This window comes from Aldersonia sp. NBC_00410 (genome assembly GCF_026342035.1).
Taxonomy (GTDB): Bacteria; Actinomycetota; Actinomycetes; order Mycobacteriales; family Mycobacteriaceae; genus Aldersonia.
Window position 1 is genome coordinate 72467 of record NZ_JAPENM010000005.1, and the last position, 13941, is coordinate 86407.

The 13941-nt window shown below is 65.3% G+C and carries 13 protein-coding genes and 3 pseudogenes; 2 read left to right on the top strand and 14 right to left on the bottom strand.

Annotated features, from left to right (window positions below):
• Positions 1 to 48: 48 nt before the first annotated feature.
• The 11 genes and pseudogenes from OG921_RS13020 to OG921_RS13060 all read right to left on the bottom strand — a co-directional run bounded on the left by OG921_RS13020 (position 49) and on the right by OG921_RS13060 (position 8695).
• On the bottom strand, positions 49 to 342 hold the full coding sequence (locus OG921_RS13020) for a hypothetical protein (RefSeq protein ID WP_266112889.1): 294 nt from the start codon (positions 340 to 342) through the stop codon (positions 49 to 51).
• Positions 343 to 410: 68 nt separating this feature from the next.
• Complete coding sequence (locus tag OG921_RS13025; protein ID WP_266112890.1) at positions 411 to 647, bottom strand: hypothetical protein; 237 nt, start codon at positions 645 to 647, stop codon at positions 411 to 413.
• On the bottom strand, positions 644 to 1009 hold the full coding sequence (locus OG921_RS13030; protein ID WP_266112891.1) for a hypothetical protein: 366 nt from the start codon (positions 1007 to 1009) through the stop codon (positions 644 to 646). The genes OG921_RS13025 and OG921_RS13030 overlap by 4 nt, the downstream gene beginning before the upstream one ends.
• Positions 1010 to 1195: 186 nt before the next feature.
• A complete protein-coding gene (locus OG921_RS13035) occupies positions 1196 to 2125 on the bottom strand; it encodes a site-specific integrase (protein WP_266112892.1) in 930 nt (309 codons plus the stop codon).
• A gap of 457 nt (positions 2126 to 2582) precedes the next feature.
• Positions 2583 to 2723 (bottom strand): annotated as a pseudogene (locus OG921_RS13040) (excalibur calcium-binding domain-containing protein); the annotation flags it as partial.
• Positions 2724 to 2879: 156 nt separating this feature from the next.
• Positions 2880 to 3119, bottom strand: a complete 240-nt coding sequence (locus OG921_RS26705; protein ID WP_353962098.1) for an IS3 family transposase — start codon at positions 3117 to 3119, stop codon at positions 2880 to 2882.
• 13 nt (positions 3120 to 3132) lie between these two features.
• Positions 3133 to 3885: pseudogene (locus OG921_RS13045) on the bottom strand (IS3 family transposase); the annotation flags it as partial.
• Positions 3869 to 4003 (bottom strand): annotated as a pseudogene (locus OG921_RS26710) (transposase); the annotation flags it as partial. The pseudogenes OG921_RS26710 and OG921_RS13045, both read right to left, overlap by 17 nt.
• 145 nt (positions 4004 to 4148) lie before the next feature.
• Positions 4149 to 4337 carry a hypothetical protein gene (locus tag OG921_RS13050; protein WP_266112894.1) on the bottom strand — a complete coding sequence of 63 codons (189 nt, stop codon included), beginning with the start codon at positions 4335 to 4337 and terminating at the stop codon, positions 4149 to 4151.
• Positions 4338 to 4526: 189 nt separating this feature from the next.
• Positions 4527 to 7241, bottom strand: coding sequence for an Ig-like domain-containing protein (locus OG921_RS13055; RefSeq protein ID WP_266112895.1), 2715 nt, complete (start codon positions 7239 to 7241; stop codon positions 4527 to 4529).
• A 647-nt stretch (positions 7242 to 7888) separates the two neighbouring features.
• Positions 7889 to 8695 carry an LLM class flavin-dependent oxidoreductase gene (locus OG921_RS13060; protein ID WP_266112896.1) on the bottom strand — a complete coding sequence of 269 codons (807 nt, stop codon included), beginning with the start codon at positions 8693 to 8695 and terminating at the stop codon, positions 7889 to 7891.
• An 860-nt stretch (positions 8696 to 9555) separates the two neighbouring features.
• Here OG921_RS13060 and OG921_RS13065 point away from each other — a divergent pair.
• Positions 9556 to 10392 carry an SDR family oxidoreductase gene (locus OG921_RS13065; protein ID WP_266112897.1) on the top strand — a complete coding sequence of 279 codons (837 nt, stop codon included), beginning with the start codon at positions 9556 to 9558 and terminating at the stop codon, positions 10390 to 10392.
• Between the two features lie 51 nt (positions 10393 to 10443).
• On the opposite strand, the gene OG921_RS13070 is transcribed toward OG921_RS13065, so the two are convergent.
• The 3 genes from OG921_RS13070 to OG921_RS13080 form a co-directional block, all read right to left on the bottom strand.
• Positions 10444 to 11727 carry a lipase family protein gene (locus OG921_RS13070; RefSeq protein WP_266112898.1) on the bottom strand — a complete coding sequence of 428 codons (1284 nt, stop codon included), beginning with the start codon at positions 11725 to 11727 and terminating at the stop codon, positions 10444 to 10446.
• A gap of 366 nt (positions 11728 to 12093) precedes the next feature.
• A complete protein-coding gene (locus OG921_RS13075) occupies positions 12094 to 12498 on the bottom strand; it encodes an STAS domain-containing protein (RefSeq protein ID WP_266112899.1) in 405 nt (134 codons plus the stop codon).
• 198 nt (positions 12499 to 12696) lie between these two features.
• Positions 12697 to 13134: an Hsp20 family protein gene (locus OG921_RS13080; RefSeq protein ID WP_323182774.1), complete on the bottom strand. Its 438-nt coding sequence runs from the start codon at positions 13132 to 13134 to the stop codon at positions 12697 to 12699.
• A gap of 129 nt (positions 13135 to 13263) precedes the next feature.
• Between OG921_RS13080 and OG921_RS13085 the strand changes: the two genes are divergently transcribed.
• Positions 13264 to 13614 carry a MerR family transcriptional regulator gene (locus tag OG921_RS13085; protein ID WP_266112900.1) on the top strand — a complete coding sequence of 117 codons (351 nt, stop codon included), beginning with the start codon at positions 13264 to 13266 and terminating at the stop codon, positions 13612 to 13614.
• The last annotated feature ends 327 nt before the right edge of the window (positions 13615 to 13941 follow it).

Below are 13941 nucleotides of genomic sequence, written 5' to 3' on the forward strand. Positions count from 1 at the left end.
GTTGCGGTGGCCCCCACTGGTCATGGGGGCCGCCGCCGTGTCCGGGGGTCATCGAGCGTCCTCGCACGGATTGGCGCTTCTGCTTCCGATGTCCCACATCGTGACCGCGAAGTCTGCGTTGTCTCGCGAGTTTCTGATCCGTTGGATCGGATCTTGGAGGTACCTGTCCACGAACTCGACACGGTCGGTGTTGCCGAGTGAATCGACGTAGTCCGCCAGCACTTCGAGGAACTCGCCGCACTCCTCGTCGGTGTATTCGTCGGCCTGGACCTCCTCGTCGGTGTCCTCGGCGTCCTGCACCACCGCACAGGTCCGGTGGCACCACCGCTGTTCGATATACATCCGGCGGCAGCGCGGGCAGCAGGTCTCGTCGTGCTCGTCGTGGTCGTGTCAGCACGCGCACCGGGGCATCAGACCGCCCCCTCGTCCCACTCGTCCCACTCGGCCTGCTGGGCCTCGATCTCGGCGATGGCCCGGTCCAGTGCCACCTCGATCTCGCCGGTGCCGTACAGCCCTCGGCAGAAATCGTCGCCACCGTCGATGTAGTGAGCCACGAGGTCGATCCAGTAGCACCGGTACTCCCGGTCGTACTCGATCCCCATACCGTGCTCCTGGGCGCGGGCGCGGAGTTGCTTGATGGTGCTCACCGGTCGGCCTCGGCCTTCTCGGCATCCAGCCGGTCCCGCTTGATCTGGCGGGCCTTCGCGGCACGCTTGCGGGCCTGCTCCTTGCGGATCTCCTCCTTGCGGGCCTGCTCCTGGTGAACCTCGTCGGAGTAATCGGAAGGCCCGGACCCGGCCTCGAACAGCGCAACTACATCGGCGATCCGAACCCGGATGATCGGCGAGTTCTTCATGCGGAACGGCTCCAACTCGCCCTCGCGGATCTTCTTGCGCAGCAGCCAGTGACTGACATCGACTGCCGAGGCGGCGGTCTCCAGGCTGACGAGAATCTGTCCTGGCTCGGGCGCTGGCAGATTCTCGACTCGTAGCGCGGCGGTCTTCGCCATGATGGCTCCCCTTCGGTTGATCACCAACCGAGCGGGGCATGAAAATAGCCGCACCCCAACACGATTGATGTTGATGATGCAGCTTGTGGGCCAACGACGAGAGTACGCGGTTACGAGAGTGGGTGCAACTTGCTCCTAACGAATATCGCTACGCCACAACGCAATTGATGGCAACCTACAACGTCGTCACCGCAGCTTGGACATCTTCTTCGCCAGGGCGTCGTCCCGCACGCGGGTCCCATGCTGATACCTCGCGGCAGCCGCATTGGTGGTGTGACCGAGGCGGGCCTGGATCTCGGCGGTGGTGCCCCCGGCACGCGCTGCCATGGTTGCGCCGACGTGGCGCAGATCGTGGAAGCGCAGACCCTCCACCTTCGCCAGGCGGGTGGCCCGGTGCCAGGGATACAAGAAGTGGTGATGTCCGACGTGTGTGCCGTCGCTCCGCGAGAACAGCAGCGAGTCCTGCTCGGGCTTGACGAAGTTGCTCAAGTGCTCGCGTACCAGTTTCCTAATGTGAGGCGGAATGCTCACCGTGCGGATCGAGGACACCGTCTTCGGTGGACCGACCTGGAACCGCTTGTCGAGGTAGCTCACTGCGCGGGTGACGCTCACCGTCGAGCAGTCGGGGGAGATGTCCCCTCGGCGCAGCTCGAAGGCTTCGCCGAACCTCAAGGCGCACCAACCCGCGAGGTATACCGCCAGCCGTAGCTCCTCGGGGATTTCCATGGCCACCGCATCGACTTGTGCCGGGGTGATCACCACGACCTCGTGCTTGCGCTTGGTGCTGGCACCGGCACGGATGGTGCAGGGGCAGCGGTCGAGCAGTTCGTCGGCCACCGCCGAATTCAGGATGGTCCGCAATAACCCGTAGGCATGCGCACGGCGGGTCGGCGTGGACGGGTCGAGGGCGTAATACCAACCGCGCACCGTCTCGGATGTGAGAGCCACCAGGCTGGCGTCCCCGAGGCTGGGAAAGATCAAGCCGTCGAGCAGTCCCCGGTACAACACGCGGGTCCGTGGCCGCAGATCCCGCTGCTCGATCCAGGTGTCCGCGTAGGTGCGCAGCGTGACGCCCTTGAACCGCTCCTGCCCGCCAGGTGCCCAGATCGATCTCACGGCGGCGCGCGGACAACCATCCTTCGCCCGCGCCCTTGGTGGAGAACGTGTTGGGAGCGATGTAGGTCTTTCCATCCGGTCCGACGTAGGAGCACCACCACCGGCCCGAGGGCAGCTTCTTCAATCGACCGAACGCCCTGCCGGTCTTCCCTGCCATCGTGTCCTCCGTGCCGTCAGCGTGCCGTCAGCCAACCAATCCGTGCAATCGCAGCCTATCGCAGTGGCTGACAGGATGGGCGAAAGGCGTTGAATACCATGATATCCGGGCCGATCAGACGGGGTGCGGGGGAGGGTGGCATACAGGTTCAACTCCTGTCAGCCCGACCAGGTCAGACGGTGTTTCTGCGTTGCCGGGTCCCGGTCTTGGGGACCATTTGGGGATCACGACAGAATATCTCCGATACAGGGCATGTTCAGCGTCGACCAAAGAGCTGAGCTACTCGAGGCTCGCGGTCTATTAACGCGGATCGTGCTCGCACGCGATGCCGTCGTTGTCACGGTCCAGCCTCGGGGCGTACCCCGGATCGCCGCGGTGCAGCGGTGCCGCTCCCGCATTCCACGCCGCGGTGCAGTTCTCGTAGCCCGCCGGCGGTGCCGGGTCCGCACCGGCTGCGCCTGGCAACGCCAGCGCTGCGACGGCTGCGAACCCGAGGGCGACTCCTGCGATAGCTTGCTTCATCGTTCGCTCCTCGATCCCGTGTTGAAGGTCGACCACAGAATCGAACGGATCGCGCCAGGATTCGCGCGTAGTCCGCTACTCGATTCGGTTCAGCCCGCCCGCGAAAGCTGAACCGTCCCGCGTTTGATGCCGCTTGGGCTGTCCCAGGTTGTTGTCCGCCCGGTTGCGAGAGTCAGGACACCGATTGTAGGTGCTGGTTGGTTCTCTCGAACTCTGCCGGGTGAGCCAGCCGAGGCCGGAATGCCGACGTTGCCGGTTGTGGAAGATCTCGATGTAGTCGAAGATCGCGTTGGCGAGCTCGTTGCGGGTTTCCACCTTTCCGGTCGAGGAGATCGATTTGCATTCTGTTCCAGAAGGATTCGATCATCGCGTTGTCGTAGCCATCGCCGATGGTCCCCATCGAGCCGACCGGGCCGGCATCGGTGATGCGGCGGCTGAACGCCCAGGCGGTGGACTGGGTGCCGTGGTCTCTGTGAACGACGGTCCGGTTGGGTGAACGTGCCGCGATGGCCATGTCGAGCGCGGTGAGCACGAGCGACGCCGTTTGCCCGGAGTCGATGGCCCAGCCCACGATTCGCCGGGGGTATGCGCCGATCACCGCGCAGCGATAGACCTTGCCCTCCCGGGTGGGGTGTTCGGTGATGTCGTTGCGGCACAGCTGATTCTCCCGCTCAGCGGCGAAGTTCCGCTTGATCGGATCGAAATGTGTGGCAATGTCCTGCTTGCTGATGTAGCGTTTCCGGTTGCCCGAGAGGCCCTGAACAACAATATCTTTTATAACCGAGTGCAGTTTCCCGGACCAGACCTCGATGTCCATCGCGATGGTCAGTTCGGCGTGGATCCGGCGCACGCCATAACAGCCGAGCGACGCGGCGTGGAGGGCCTTGATGGTCTCGGCGAGCATCTCTTGGCGCAGCCGACGCTGGCTGGGCGGTCGGGTGCGATGGTGGGGGTAGCCGCGTTTGGAAATTCCAAGCACACGGCAGGCGGTGTGGATACTGATTGCTTGCCCGGTCAAGGCCGTGACAACCGGGAAACGCCTTTTGTGCCGATTCGACCAATGAGGTGCCAGGTGCCTCACCTCGGTCGATGAGGGCTTGCTGCTTCCACCGGTACAGGCTGGCTTCGGTGACTCCCAGATCGCGGGCCACGTCGGCAACGCGCCTACCCTCGTCGAGGATCAGAGCGACTGTGCGCTCCCGGAATTGCGGTTAATACATCATCGACACGAGTGGAGATCCCTCCATCGAAACGGGTAGGAATCTCACGACCAGGCGGACAGAACCTCAGGACAGCCCAATCGCACAGCGCGAGTGAGCCAAACGCAGGCACACCGACCGGACTCTAGGTGCCGGAGTCTTCGTCGTAGGCGTCCGCTGCCGCGGTACGGGCCCTCGCAATTTCCGGCGCTCTCGCGGCTGTCGCTTCGTCGGGAAACGGGCCCAGTCGTTCGGAGGTGCCGCACGGGTTTCCGTGCTCGGCGCGCTGATGCTTGACGCAGAACCACCATCGGTCGAGATTCGAATCGTCCATAGTCCGAACTTTTCATGTCGATCAAGCGGGTGTTTGACGCAAGCTTCAACGTAGCAGCTCGTGTCAACGGCGGCCGATGGCAACCAACACCGCGCGGGGGTGACGGCGTCGTTATGGCGAGACGGCAACGGGTGCCTTCGGTTGAAGGCACCCGCTGCCGTGTCTATTCAGTCCACGAGATCGGTCCGGTTAGAAGGCCGAACCGGTGCCTCCCGGGGTGGTGGAGGCCGACACCGTGATCACGCGCGCGTCCGAGTTCGACGCGATGAATCCGGTGGTGCCGCTGTACTCCGCGTGGAGGGAGTGGCCACCGGTGGTGGTGAAGGCGTGCGACAGGGTCGCCACACCGTTGACCACGGTCACCGGTCCACCGATCGTGTTGGTGCCGTCGAAGAACTGGACGGTACCGCCGGTCGCTTCGGGGGACACGGTCGCCGACAGCGTCACGGACTGGCCCGTGGTCGCGGTCGCCGGCGCGGTCAGCGTGGTGGTGGTGTTGACGTCACCCGGTGCGGGGTCGGTCACGGTGATCACGCTGGCCGCCGAGGTGGAGCCGAGGAATCCGGTGGCGCCGCTGTACACCGCGGTGACGCTGGGCGCGCCCGCTGCGGTGAACGTGTGGGTGAGGACCGCAACGCCCGCGGTCACCGGCGCGGTGCCGATGGAAGCCGCACCGTCGAAGAACTCAACGGTGCCGCCGTCCCCTTCGGGGGACACGGTCGCCGACAGCGTCACGGACTGGCCCGTGATCGCGGTCGCCGGCGCGTCCAGCGTGGTGGTGGTGGCAACGTCCTCCGGTGCCGGGGTGCTCACCGTGACGGTGGAGACCGCCGAGGTGGAGGCACCGTAGACGCCTTCGCCGCTGTAGACCGCGGTGATGGCGTGCGCACCATCGGTGGTGAACGTGTGCGGCAGGGTCGCCACACCACCGGTCACGGCGACGGGGGCACCGAGGTCGGTCGCGCCGTCCTTGAACTGCACGGTGCCACCGGCCTCAGCCGGGGACACGGTCGCCGACAGCGACACGGACTGGCCCGTGGTCGCGGTCGCCGGCGCGGTCAGCGCCGTGGTGGTGGCAACGTTGGCCGCCGACACGTCGACCACACTGGCCGCCGAGGTGGAGGCGATGAACCCGGTTGCGCCGCTGTACACCGCGGTGATGCTGTGCGCGCCATTCTCGGTGAACGTGTGATCGAGGGTGGCAACACCACCGGTCACGGCGACGGGGGCACCGAGATCGGTCGCGCCGTCCTTGAACTGGACGGTGCCACCGGCCTCAGCCGGGGACACGGTCGCCGACAGCGACACGGCCTGGCCGTTGGTCGCGGTCGCCGGCGCGGTCAGCGCGGTGGTGGTGGCAACGTCAGCCGCCGACACGTCGACCACACTGGCGTCCGAGGTCGAACCGAGGAATCCGGTCCCACCGCTGTACACCGCAGTGATGCTGTGCGCGCCATTCTCGGTGAACGTGTGATCGAGGGTGGCAACACCACCGGTCACGACGACGGGGGCACCGAGATCGGTCGCGCCGTCCTTGAACTGCACGGTGCCACCGGCCTCAGCCGGGGACACGGTCGCCGACAGCGACACGGCCTGGCCGTTGGTCGCGGTCGCCGGCGCGGTCAGCGCCGTGGTGGTCGCGACGTCAGCCGCCGACACGTCGACCACACTGGCAGCCGAGGTCGAGCCGATGAATCCGGTTGCGCCGCTGTACACCGCGGTGATGCTGTGCGCGCTCACTCCGGTGAACGTGTGCGCGAGAGTCGCAATACCCGTGGTCACCGGCGCGGTGCCGATGGAGGCCGCACCGTCGAAGAACTCAACGGTGCCGCCGGCCTCAGCCGGGGAAACCGTGGCGGACAGGTCCACCGACAGGCCCTCGGTCGCGGTCGCCGGCGCGGTCAGCGCCGTGGTAGTGGCAACGTCAGCCGCCGACACGTCGATCACGCTGGCAGCCGAGGTCGAGCCGATGAATCCGGTTGCGCCGCTGTACACCGCGGTGATGCTGTGCGCGCTCACTCCGGTGAACGTGTGCGCGAGAGTCGCAACACCCGTGGTCACCGGCGCGGTGCCGATGGAGGCCGCACCGTCGAAGAACTCAACGGTGCCGCCGGCCTCAGCCGGGGAAACCGTGGCGGACAGGTCCACCGACAGGCCCTCGGTCGCGGTCGCCGGCGCGGTCAGCGCGGTGGTGGTGGCAACGTCGGCCGCGGCCACGGTGCCGGTCTGCGGGGCCGACGTGGATGCCGCGAGGGTGGCGTTGCCGAGGTACTTGGCGGTGATCGAGTACGCCTGGCCGCCGTCGGCGGCGGACGGGGTCCACGAGTAGGTGGCGGTGCCGTTGGTGACGGTGCCGGTGCCCAGGACGGTGCCGTTGTTGGCGAACTCGACGGTGCCGGTGGCGCCGGCCGGCACGGTGGCCGTCAGGGTCGAGGCGGTGCCGGGCTTGGGGGCCGGGGTGACCGCTGCAAGGGTGGTCTGCGATGCAGACTTGGGGACCGTGATGGACGGACCCGCAGTCTGGTTTTCGCTGCTGGTGCTCTGGTTTGCGGTGATGCCGGCACCCGTTGTCAGGGCGAGGTCACGGCCACAGTTCGCACCGACGGTGTAGTCGAGTTTGTAGTCGATGTTGCGGTCGACGGCACTACGAATCCACGATCCCGTCATGGTCACCAATGTGGAGTTAGTGACGGCGGTGGTGACGGTACTTCCGGTGACTCGCGACGAACCCGCGACGTAGGTCAGGCAACTCGGGTGGTAGTCCTTGAAGCCGCTGATGGTCGGCGCCAGACCACCGTTCCAACGAATGGCGTTGGTGACGGTGATCGTGTCGCCCGGGGCCGGCGTGCCGTTGCTGATCGTCCGGTTGAATGTCCATTGGCCGGAGGTTGTCGACGCGTTCACGGGCGCAGCGTCTGCGGTCGCGGCGCCGAACGACGCGGCGAAACCCGCCGCTATCGCTGCCGTGCTTGCGCCGGCTAATAGCCGACGCATTTTTCTGTTCTGCACTCTCTGGAACCTCTCGTTGTGGAGCACGCCGACCCCCAAAGCGGGCGCTTGTTCAAAACAGTCATGCTTCAGAGCGGTGACAGTACGGTATCGATTGACTCGGGCAATGACTCAGGTCACAGCATGGCGTCGATCGTGACCGCGCCCACAGTTGCCGGACGCTTCTGTCAAAGCTGTCATCGGCCCATCCGGCTTTTCGTTACGTGGTGTCACGGATTCGATCACTGAGTTGCGGCGGTCACCCCGGCCGTGCCGTCTCCATGGATGGTTCATCCACGCCGGACTCGCCGGCGCGACCCGCAGGGGGCGGCGCGTCCGCCCCGAACGCTCTGTGCGGCCGTATCGAGACCCTGCACCTCGCGTTGCGGACCAGTTGTGAACCATGCGTCACGTGCGATGTGCGCTTTCCGCACGTGGTTGAGGCGGCTGGATTCACGGATACCGCGCGGTGACGTGCATAAACGGGGTAAACACCGTTTGGGGGTCGGGCAACTAAGTGAATCTGGTCGTGGAGCGTTGGTTTCGACGCGACTGCGCTCGCCCTACTGTCCCGCGAGCTCAGCGACGACAGGAGCGAAGCTATCGGCGAAGTCGGCGCCGAAGACGAAATAGGAGAATCCGATCTCCTCTCGGCGCCGCTGGATTTCTTCGGCGGCGGCTGCCGGGTCGTCAGGCAGCACGGTCAGTGCGTCTGCCGTGCGAAGTGCCGCCGTGTCGGTGTCGGGGGACGCCATGTGCGGCGCGACAGTGTCACCGATGACCGGCACGGCGAGCGCGAGCTCGACGTCCGCGACAGCGCGGAAATCGGTTGCCAGCCGCGTGACTTCGCCCCGAGGCTGATCGCCCAGCACGAAGGTGACAGTGTCCGCGACCTCGGCCGCCAACGCCTGGGCCTTCGGACCGAATACGGCCATCGCCACGGGCGTATGCAGGTCGGGGCCGTCGAGCTCTCGCAGCGTTCGCACGGTCTCACGAACCTGTGCCAGCCGCTTGAACGGCGGCGGTACAACCGGCATCCCCTTGTCGCGCAGCTCGTCCTCGATTCCCGGTCTGCCGGTGCCGATGCCCATTTCGAAGCGCCCCTCGGTCAGCAGCGACAGGGAGTGCGCTTCCCACGCGGTCAGCCATGCCGGGCGTAGCGGGGAGGCGTAAACCCACGTGCCCACGCGCAGGTCGGTCAGGGCCGCAACGGTGGCCAGCATGGGACCGGGCGCCGGTTGCATCTGCGGGAAGTCGGGCACCAACAGCGTCGAGTAGCCACTGTCGGCGATCCGGCGCGCGCGATCTCGCCAGGTCGGTACGTCAGATCTGAGCGGGGCAACGACCCCGAATCGGAACGGTCTCGTCATGCCTGTCCTCTCGGCCTCGGCGAGATCACCTGGCAGCAATGCTGAGTGTAGGCGCATGATCATCTCGTCGGCTCGGCCGGCAATTCTGGCGCGCGAAATATGGAGCGCGAGGGCGATCTTCAGGGTTTGGTTTGGGCTCCCGGTGAGCCAGTCCGATCCGGCTGTTGCGCCGCGAATTCGTGCATGAAGCGCGCAATATCGTCGCGGTCCGAAGCGCTGGGCAGGCCCCAGCCCGGCTGAAAACCGTAGGGCTCGGCCAGTGTCACCGAATGTCGGTTGCCGTCGGCCGTTTCGACGAAAGCGTGCCGATGCCCACTTCGACGGCATCGCGTCCCGATGGTCGGTCAGCCAACAGCCTGAAATGAGTTGTGCCGTCAACCGGATGCCCTTTGGGCCGGAATGAGCATTCCCATTCGATTGCCCATGGCGGCGATCGTCGGCATTGAAGGTGCCGACTGGACCTAAAGTCGCGAAAAGCGCTGTGTCGGAAAATAATTCGGTCCACGGCTAGCGGACTCGCACCTCACCGTTCTGTGCACCTCACGGTCGGGCATACCATCGGCAACGCGGTACCGTAGAGATCACGCTCGCCTGACATCCTGCTGAGGTGCGAATCCATCTGGTGATTCACCAGAGCCGAGGGCCGTGAGGAACCGGGCCGCCGCTGGGACGTTACGAAGGCGTTGGTCAGCGGCGATCGCGCTTTCGAGATAGTCACCCTGGCAAAACGCTCCGGGGCTGGCGGCTGCCTCATCGGTTGAACCACACATCGCGCAACGCAATCGTGGACTGTGACCGTCGAGCTCGGCCTAGAATTTGGGCGACCACTGAGCCTTGGTGATTGGCAGCAGGAGGCTGAATTGACGCCGTCGGTGTCGCTTGCGGGGAAGGTCGTTGTGGTTACCGGTGGGGCTCGTGGCATCGGGTTGGCCATCGCCACCGCGATGCACGATTTGGGCGCCAAGGTCGCCATCGGGGATATCGACGAATCCGCGGTCGAGGAGGCGGGTAGCCGGTCGGGATTCGGTATCCACTGCGGTTTGGACGTGACGAGTCGCCAATCCTTCGTCGACTTCCTCGACGCCGTTGAGGACCGGCTCGGGCCCATCGATGTTTTGGTCAACAACGCCGGCATCGTCGCGGTCGGTCCGGCGATCGACGAGCCGGATGCGGTCACGCAACGGGTGCTCGACGTCAATGTGCACGGAATGATGCTGGGCACCAAGCTCGCGGCGAAACGCATGATTCCCCGCGGCCGCGGGCACATCATCAACATCGCCTCGGCGGGCGCGATAATGCCGGTACCCGGCATCGCGTCCTATTCCGCTACCAAGTTCGCCGTGCTCGGGTTCACCGACGCGGTCCGGTTGGAAAATCGCGGCAGTGGAGTCCACTTCTCGGTGGTGCTCCCGTCCCTGACCAACACCGAGATGATTGCCGGAGTCGGGCGGGCGAGGGGATTCCAGAACCTCGAACCCGAAGACGTCGCGAAGGCGGTAGTGGGTTTGATCGCCAAGCCACGACCACGTGTCGTTGTTCCGCGGTCCTTCGGTGTTGTTGCCCTGAGTGCCAGGAGATTCATGCCTCAGCGTGTGGCCGAGGCGGTGGAGCGCGCATTGGGAGCCGAGCACGTGTTCTTGGATGACGTCGAGTTTCAGAAACGCCAGGACTACGCGAATCGAACGGGCACGTCCTGATTCACCGACCTCGCCCGTCTGCGACACCAACTTTCAATGCAGTCGTACCGATCATGGGATCGGTGTGGGGGAGAGGTCGTTGCCCGGCCCGACGACCGCGCAGTTGCTCGTCGGCGCAACGCTGGTGAATCGTTCGGTCAGGAACTGTGCAGCTTGCGCTTGGAACGGGATGAATGCGTCCGCGTGGTTGAGGCCGGTGTACTGGGCATAGGTGGCGGCGACACCGCGGTCGCAGTAGTCGCGGGCCAGTCCTTCGACGTCTCGGGTGACCATGACCGAGTCTCCGGTTCCGTCGGAGTCTCCGACGCCGAGCAGGATCGGCACGCGAGGTATTCCTGCGCTGCCCATGATGTTGTCGTCTATGGCCGCGACGACCTCGGGGATGTCGAGCAACGAGGTGTACGGAGGTTGCAGCATCTCGGTGTCGGTCAGTCCTGGATAGTCGGAGGCGAAGTCGTTGATGCAGTTGCCTTGGACTGCGTCGACGATCTGCTTGCCCTTATCCGAGAGGAACGCGTCGATGTCGATGCCGTAGGCGCGCTGGTACGCGACGATCAGGGCGGGGATGACACCTGCCCAGTCTTTCGAACCGCTGACGTAGGGAAGATTGTGCGCGAGGTCGACCGGGAGCCCGCCTGCGGCGGCGCCGACGATGTTCAACTCGGGTGCATACTGCGGCGCGACCTCGGCGCCCCATTGGGTTGGGACCGATCCGCCCGAGTACCCGATCAACCCGACCGGGGTGGTCGAGGCCAGGCTCAGAACGGATTCCGCGGCGCGGATGCCGTCGAGTGCTGCGTAGGCGGATTGGCGACCGATCGTCCACTCGAGGTGTTCACCCTCGTAGTCGGGGACGACGACGGTGTATCCGGCGGCCATGTAGCCGGTGATGACAACTTCTTCGATGGTGGCGGTTCGACTGTTTCCGTGGCCGCTGAGGGTGTACGACGGATCGCACTCCGTCCCGAGCCCGTCGTAGGCAGTGTGAAACGAGATCAATTTCGTCGGGCCGGGGATCAGCGGCCGGAGCACCGTGGCCACGGTCGTGACAGGCGAGTTCTGTTGGTTCGTGGTGCGGTAGACGACCTGTGTCGAGGTGATGGGCGTGGGGACGTTCGCAGCGCCGTAGGCCATCGGGCGGGTCCGCAGAACGGCGCCGGGCTCGCTGCCGTCGAGCGAACCATCCCAGTGGTAGAACGGGTCGGCAGAGGGGACAGGTTGCGATGCAACAGGAGCCGGTGGTTGCGCGGATCCCGTTCCTGTCGCAGCGGATACGCCGAGGACGGTCAGGGCAGCGATCACAGCGACGCGGCGGCTGATCGAACTGATTCGCATATTTGGCCTACCCGTCGTCACGTGTGCTGCCAGGTGGTCGGGAGGATACCGGCGACGGGTTTGGATCGGTGGAAAGACAAGGGATTCGACGGATCGGCCGCACGACGCCGCAGGTTCGCTTATTGCTTCGGAAGCTCGGCGGCGATGGATTTCGGAAGTTTGTAGGACGCGAGCGTCGTCCGGCAATGGGTGGTCATGGCGTGTCGTCGCCGTGTGTCTCGAGCTCGCGGGCCAAGACACTGTCGGGAAAGCAGGAAGATCGGGTGGCCGAGACTCTGAGCGGCGCTGCCGAATCCGCCGCTCGGCGCGGAGCGTGTCGGTTCATCTGGTGTGCGCCGGTGGGCTTGTCTGGTTCCGGTTCGCGGGTCACGTCACCGCGGAGGCTTGCAGGGCCGCGTCGAGGGTTGTGTGCAGCATCAGGATTTTGTCTACCCCGATCAGGTGCATTGGTCGTGCGACCGCGGGTCCGTCGGCAACGACGGCGAACTGTGCGGATTCACCGATCTGACCATGTGCCGTGAGGAGGACGGTCATGCCGGCGGAGGCGAGGAACTCGACGTCGGTCAGGTCCACGATGACTGCGGCGGGCTGGTTTCTCAGTTCGTGTTGGATCGATTCGGTGAGTTGGGGCGCGGTCATCATGTCGAGTGTTCCGCTGACACCGAGCACGACGATGTTGTCACGCACGGTGGTGGTGATCTCGCACCCGCCTGCTCCCGGTCCAGGGTCGGGATCTGCGGTCGAGTGGTAGTCATTCGTCGGTTCCAACACCGTTCACGCTCCTCCTGGATGTGTCTCGCGCCGGAGCGCGGGACTGCACGCTGGAAACCACTCGCCGCCGATTCGGGTGAACGGGCCGGGTGAGCCCGGAGACCCGAGGCGTCCGGGCCCACCCGTCGGCGGACGAATCTCAACCATGAACTTCTGCGGCGTGCCCGCTAGGGGAGCGGGACCGGTGCTGCCGCGGAGTCAGGCGTTGATCGCCTGATGGCCCTCGCGCTGGTGGGTGATCTCGATCTTGCGAGGCTTGGCCTTCTCCGCGACCGGGATCGCCAGGCGCAATACCCCGTCGTGATAGTCGGCGCGGATCTTGTCGGTATCGAGATTTTCACCGAGGAACAGTTGCCGGCTGAACACCCCGCGGGTGCGTTCCGCGGCGATCATCGACCGATCCGCGTCCAATGGCGGGCGCGAGGCCCGCACCGTCACCACATTGCGCTCGATATCCAGATCCAGTGACTGCGGGTCGATCCCGGGCAGGTCGAGTTCGGCGAAGAATTCATCGCCCTCGCGCCAGGCGTCCATCGGCATTACCACCGGCCGCGCCGACGTGCCGAACACCTGCTGCGTAAATCGATCCAGATCCCGGAAAGGATCGGTGCGCATCAGCATGGTCGCCACCTCCACTCACTCCATTCTTGCTCGTAGGTTAGGTCAGATAACCTCTGTCATCTGCCATAGATTTATTTATCACTGGACTGAGGTGAGCGCAAGAGTCAAAATGAGGTAATCTGCAAGCGACGAGGGAGGAGTGGTATGTCGGCCGATCGAGACGACATCCAGCCCGCATCCGGGCGCGATCATCGGCCCAGCCCCGGGCGGGCGGTGTACGGGATTTCAGTGGCCGCCGAACTCGCCGGGATGGGAACGCATTCGCTGCGCCTGTACGAACAGCACGGGCTGATCACGCCGGCGCGCAGTGCCGGCGGCACCCGCCGCTACAGCGACGACGATCTGGCTCGGCTGGCGCGCATCGCCGACCTGACCGGCCAAGGGATCAACCTCGTCGCGATCGCCCGCATCCTCGAACTCGAAGATGCCAACACCGAACTACGCGACAGCAACGCCGCACTCGCCTCCGAACGCGAACACCAAAACCGGAAATAACCCAGCACGCGGCAGGGCGGCGAACCGCGGGGTCGGGTCCAGGAATCTGAGACGGAATCTCATTCGGACCTGTTTCCCCGGGTCGGCGGGGTTGTGGCGCACTTGACCGAAATTCAGGTGCGGCGGGCCGAAATCCGCCCATCCGCCTCGAAATTGGAGTGCTGCCGCACTGAATAGGCTCAGGTGCCGTCAGTTATGTTGTGCAGCACGAATCTGGCGTGGCTCCGTGGTGCGCAAGTGGTCCCCCAAGCTGACGCCGGTTAGTGGCTGGGCGGGCGTCGCGGTTTCCGGGTATCCGGGAGGTGACCGTCCACGCCGTCCTTGGGC

Excerpts from the sequence above, each read along its gene's own strand:
- OG921_RS13020 (WP_266112889.1), bottom strand. The coding sequence starts at position 342 with ATGTATATCGAACAGCGGTGGTGCCACCGGACCTGTGCGGTGGTGCAG.
- OG921_RS13030 (WP_266112891.1), bottom strand. The coding sequence starts at position 1,009 with ATGGCGAAGACCGCCGCGCTACGAGTCGAGAATCTGCCAGCGCCCGAG.
- OG921_RS13050 (WP_266112894.1), bottom strand. The coding sequence starts at position 4,337 with ATGGACGATTCGAATCTCGACCGATGGTGGTTCTGCGTCAAGCATCAG.
- OG921_RS13060 (WP_266112896.1), bottom strand. The coding sequence starts at position 8,695 with ATGACGAGACCGTTCCGATTCGGGGTCGTTGCCCCGCTCAGATCTGAC.
- OG921_RS13070 (WP_266112898.1), bottom strand. The coding sequence starts at position 11,727 with ATGCGAATCAGTTCGATCAGCCGCCGCGTCGCTGTGATCGCTGCCCTG.
- OG921_RS13085 (WP_266112900.1), top strand. The coding sequence starts at position 13,264 with ATGTCGGCCGATCGAGACGACATCCAGCCCGCATCCGGGCGCGATCAT.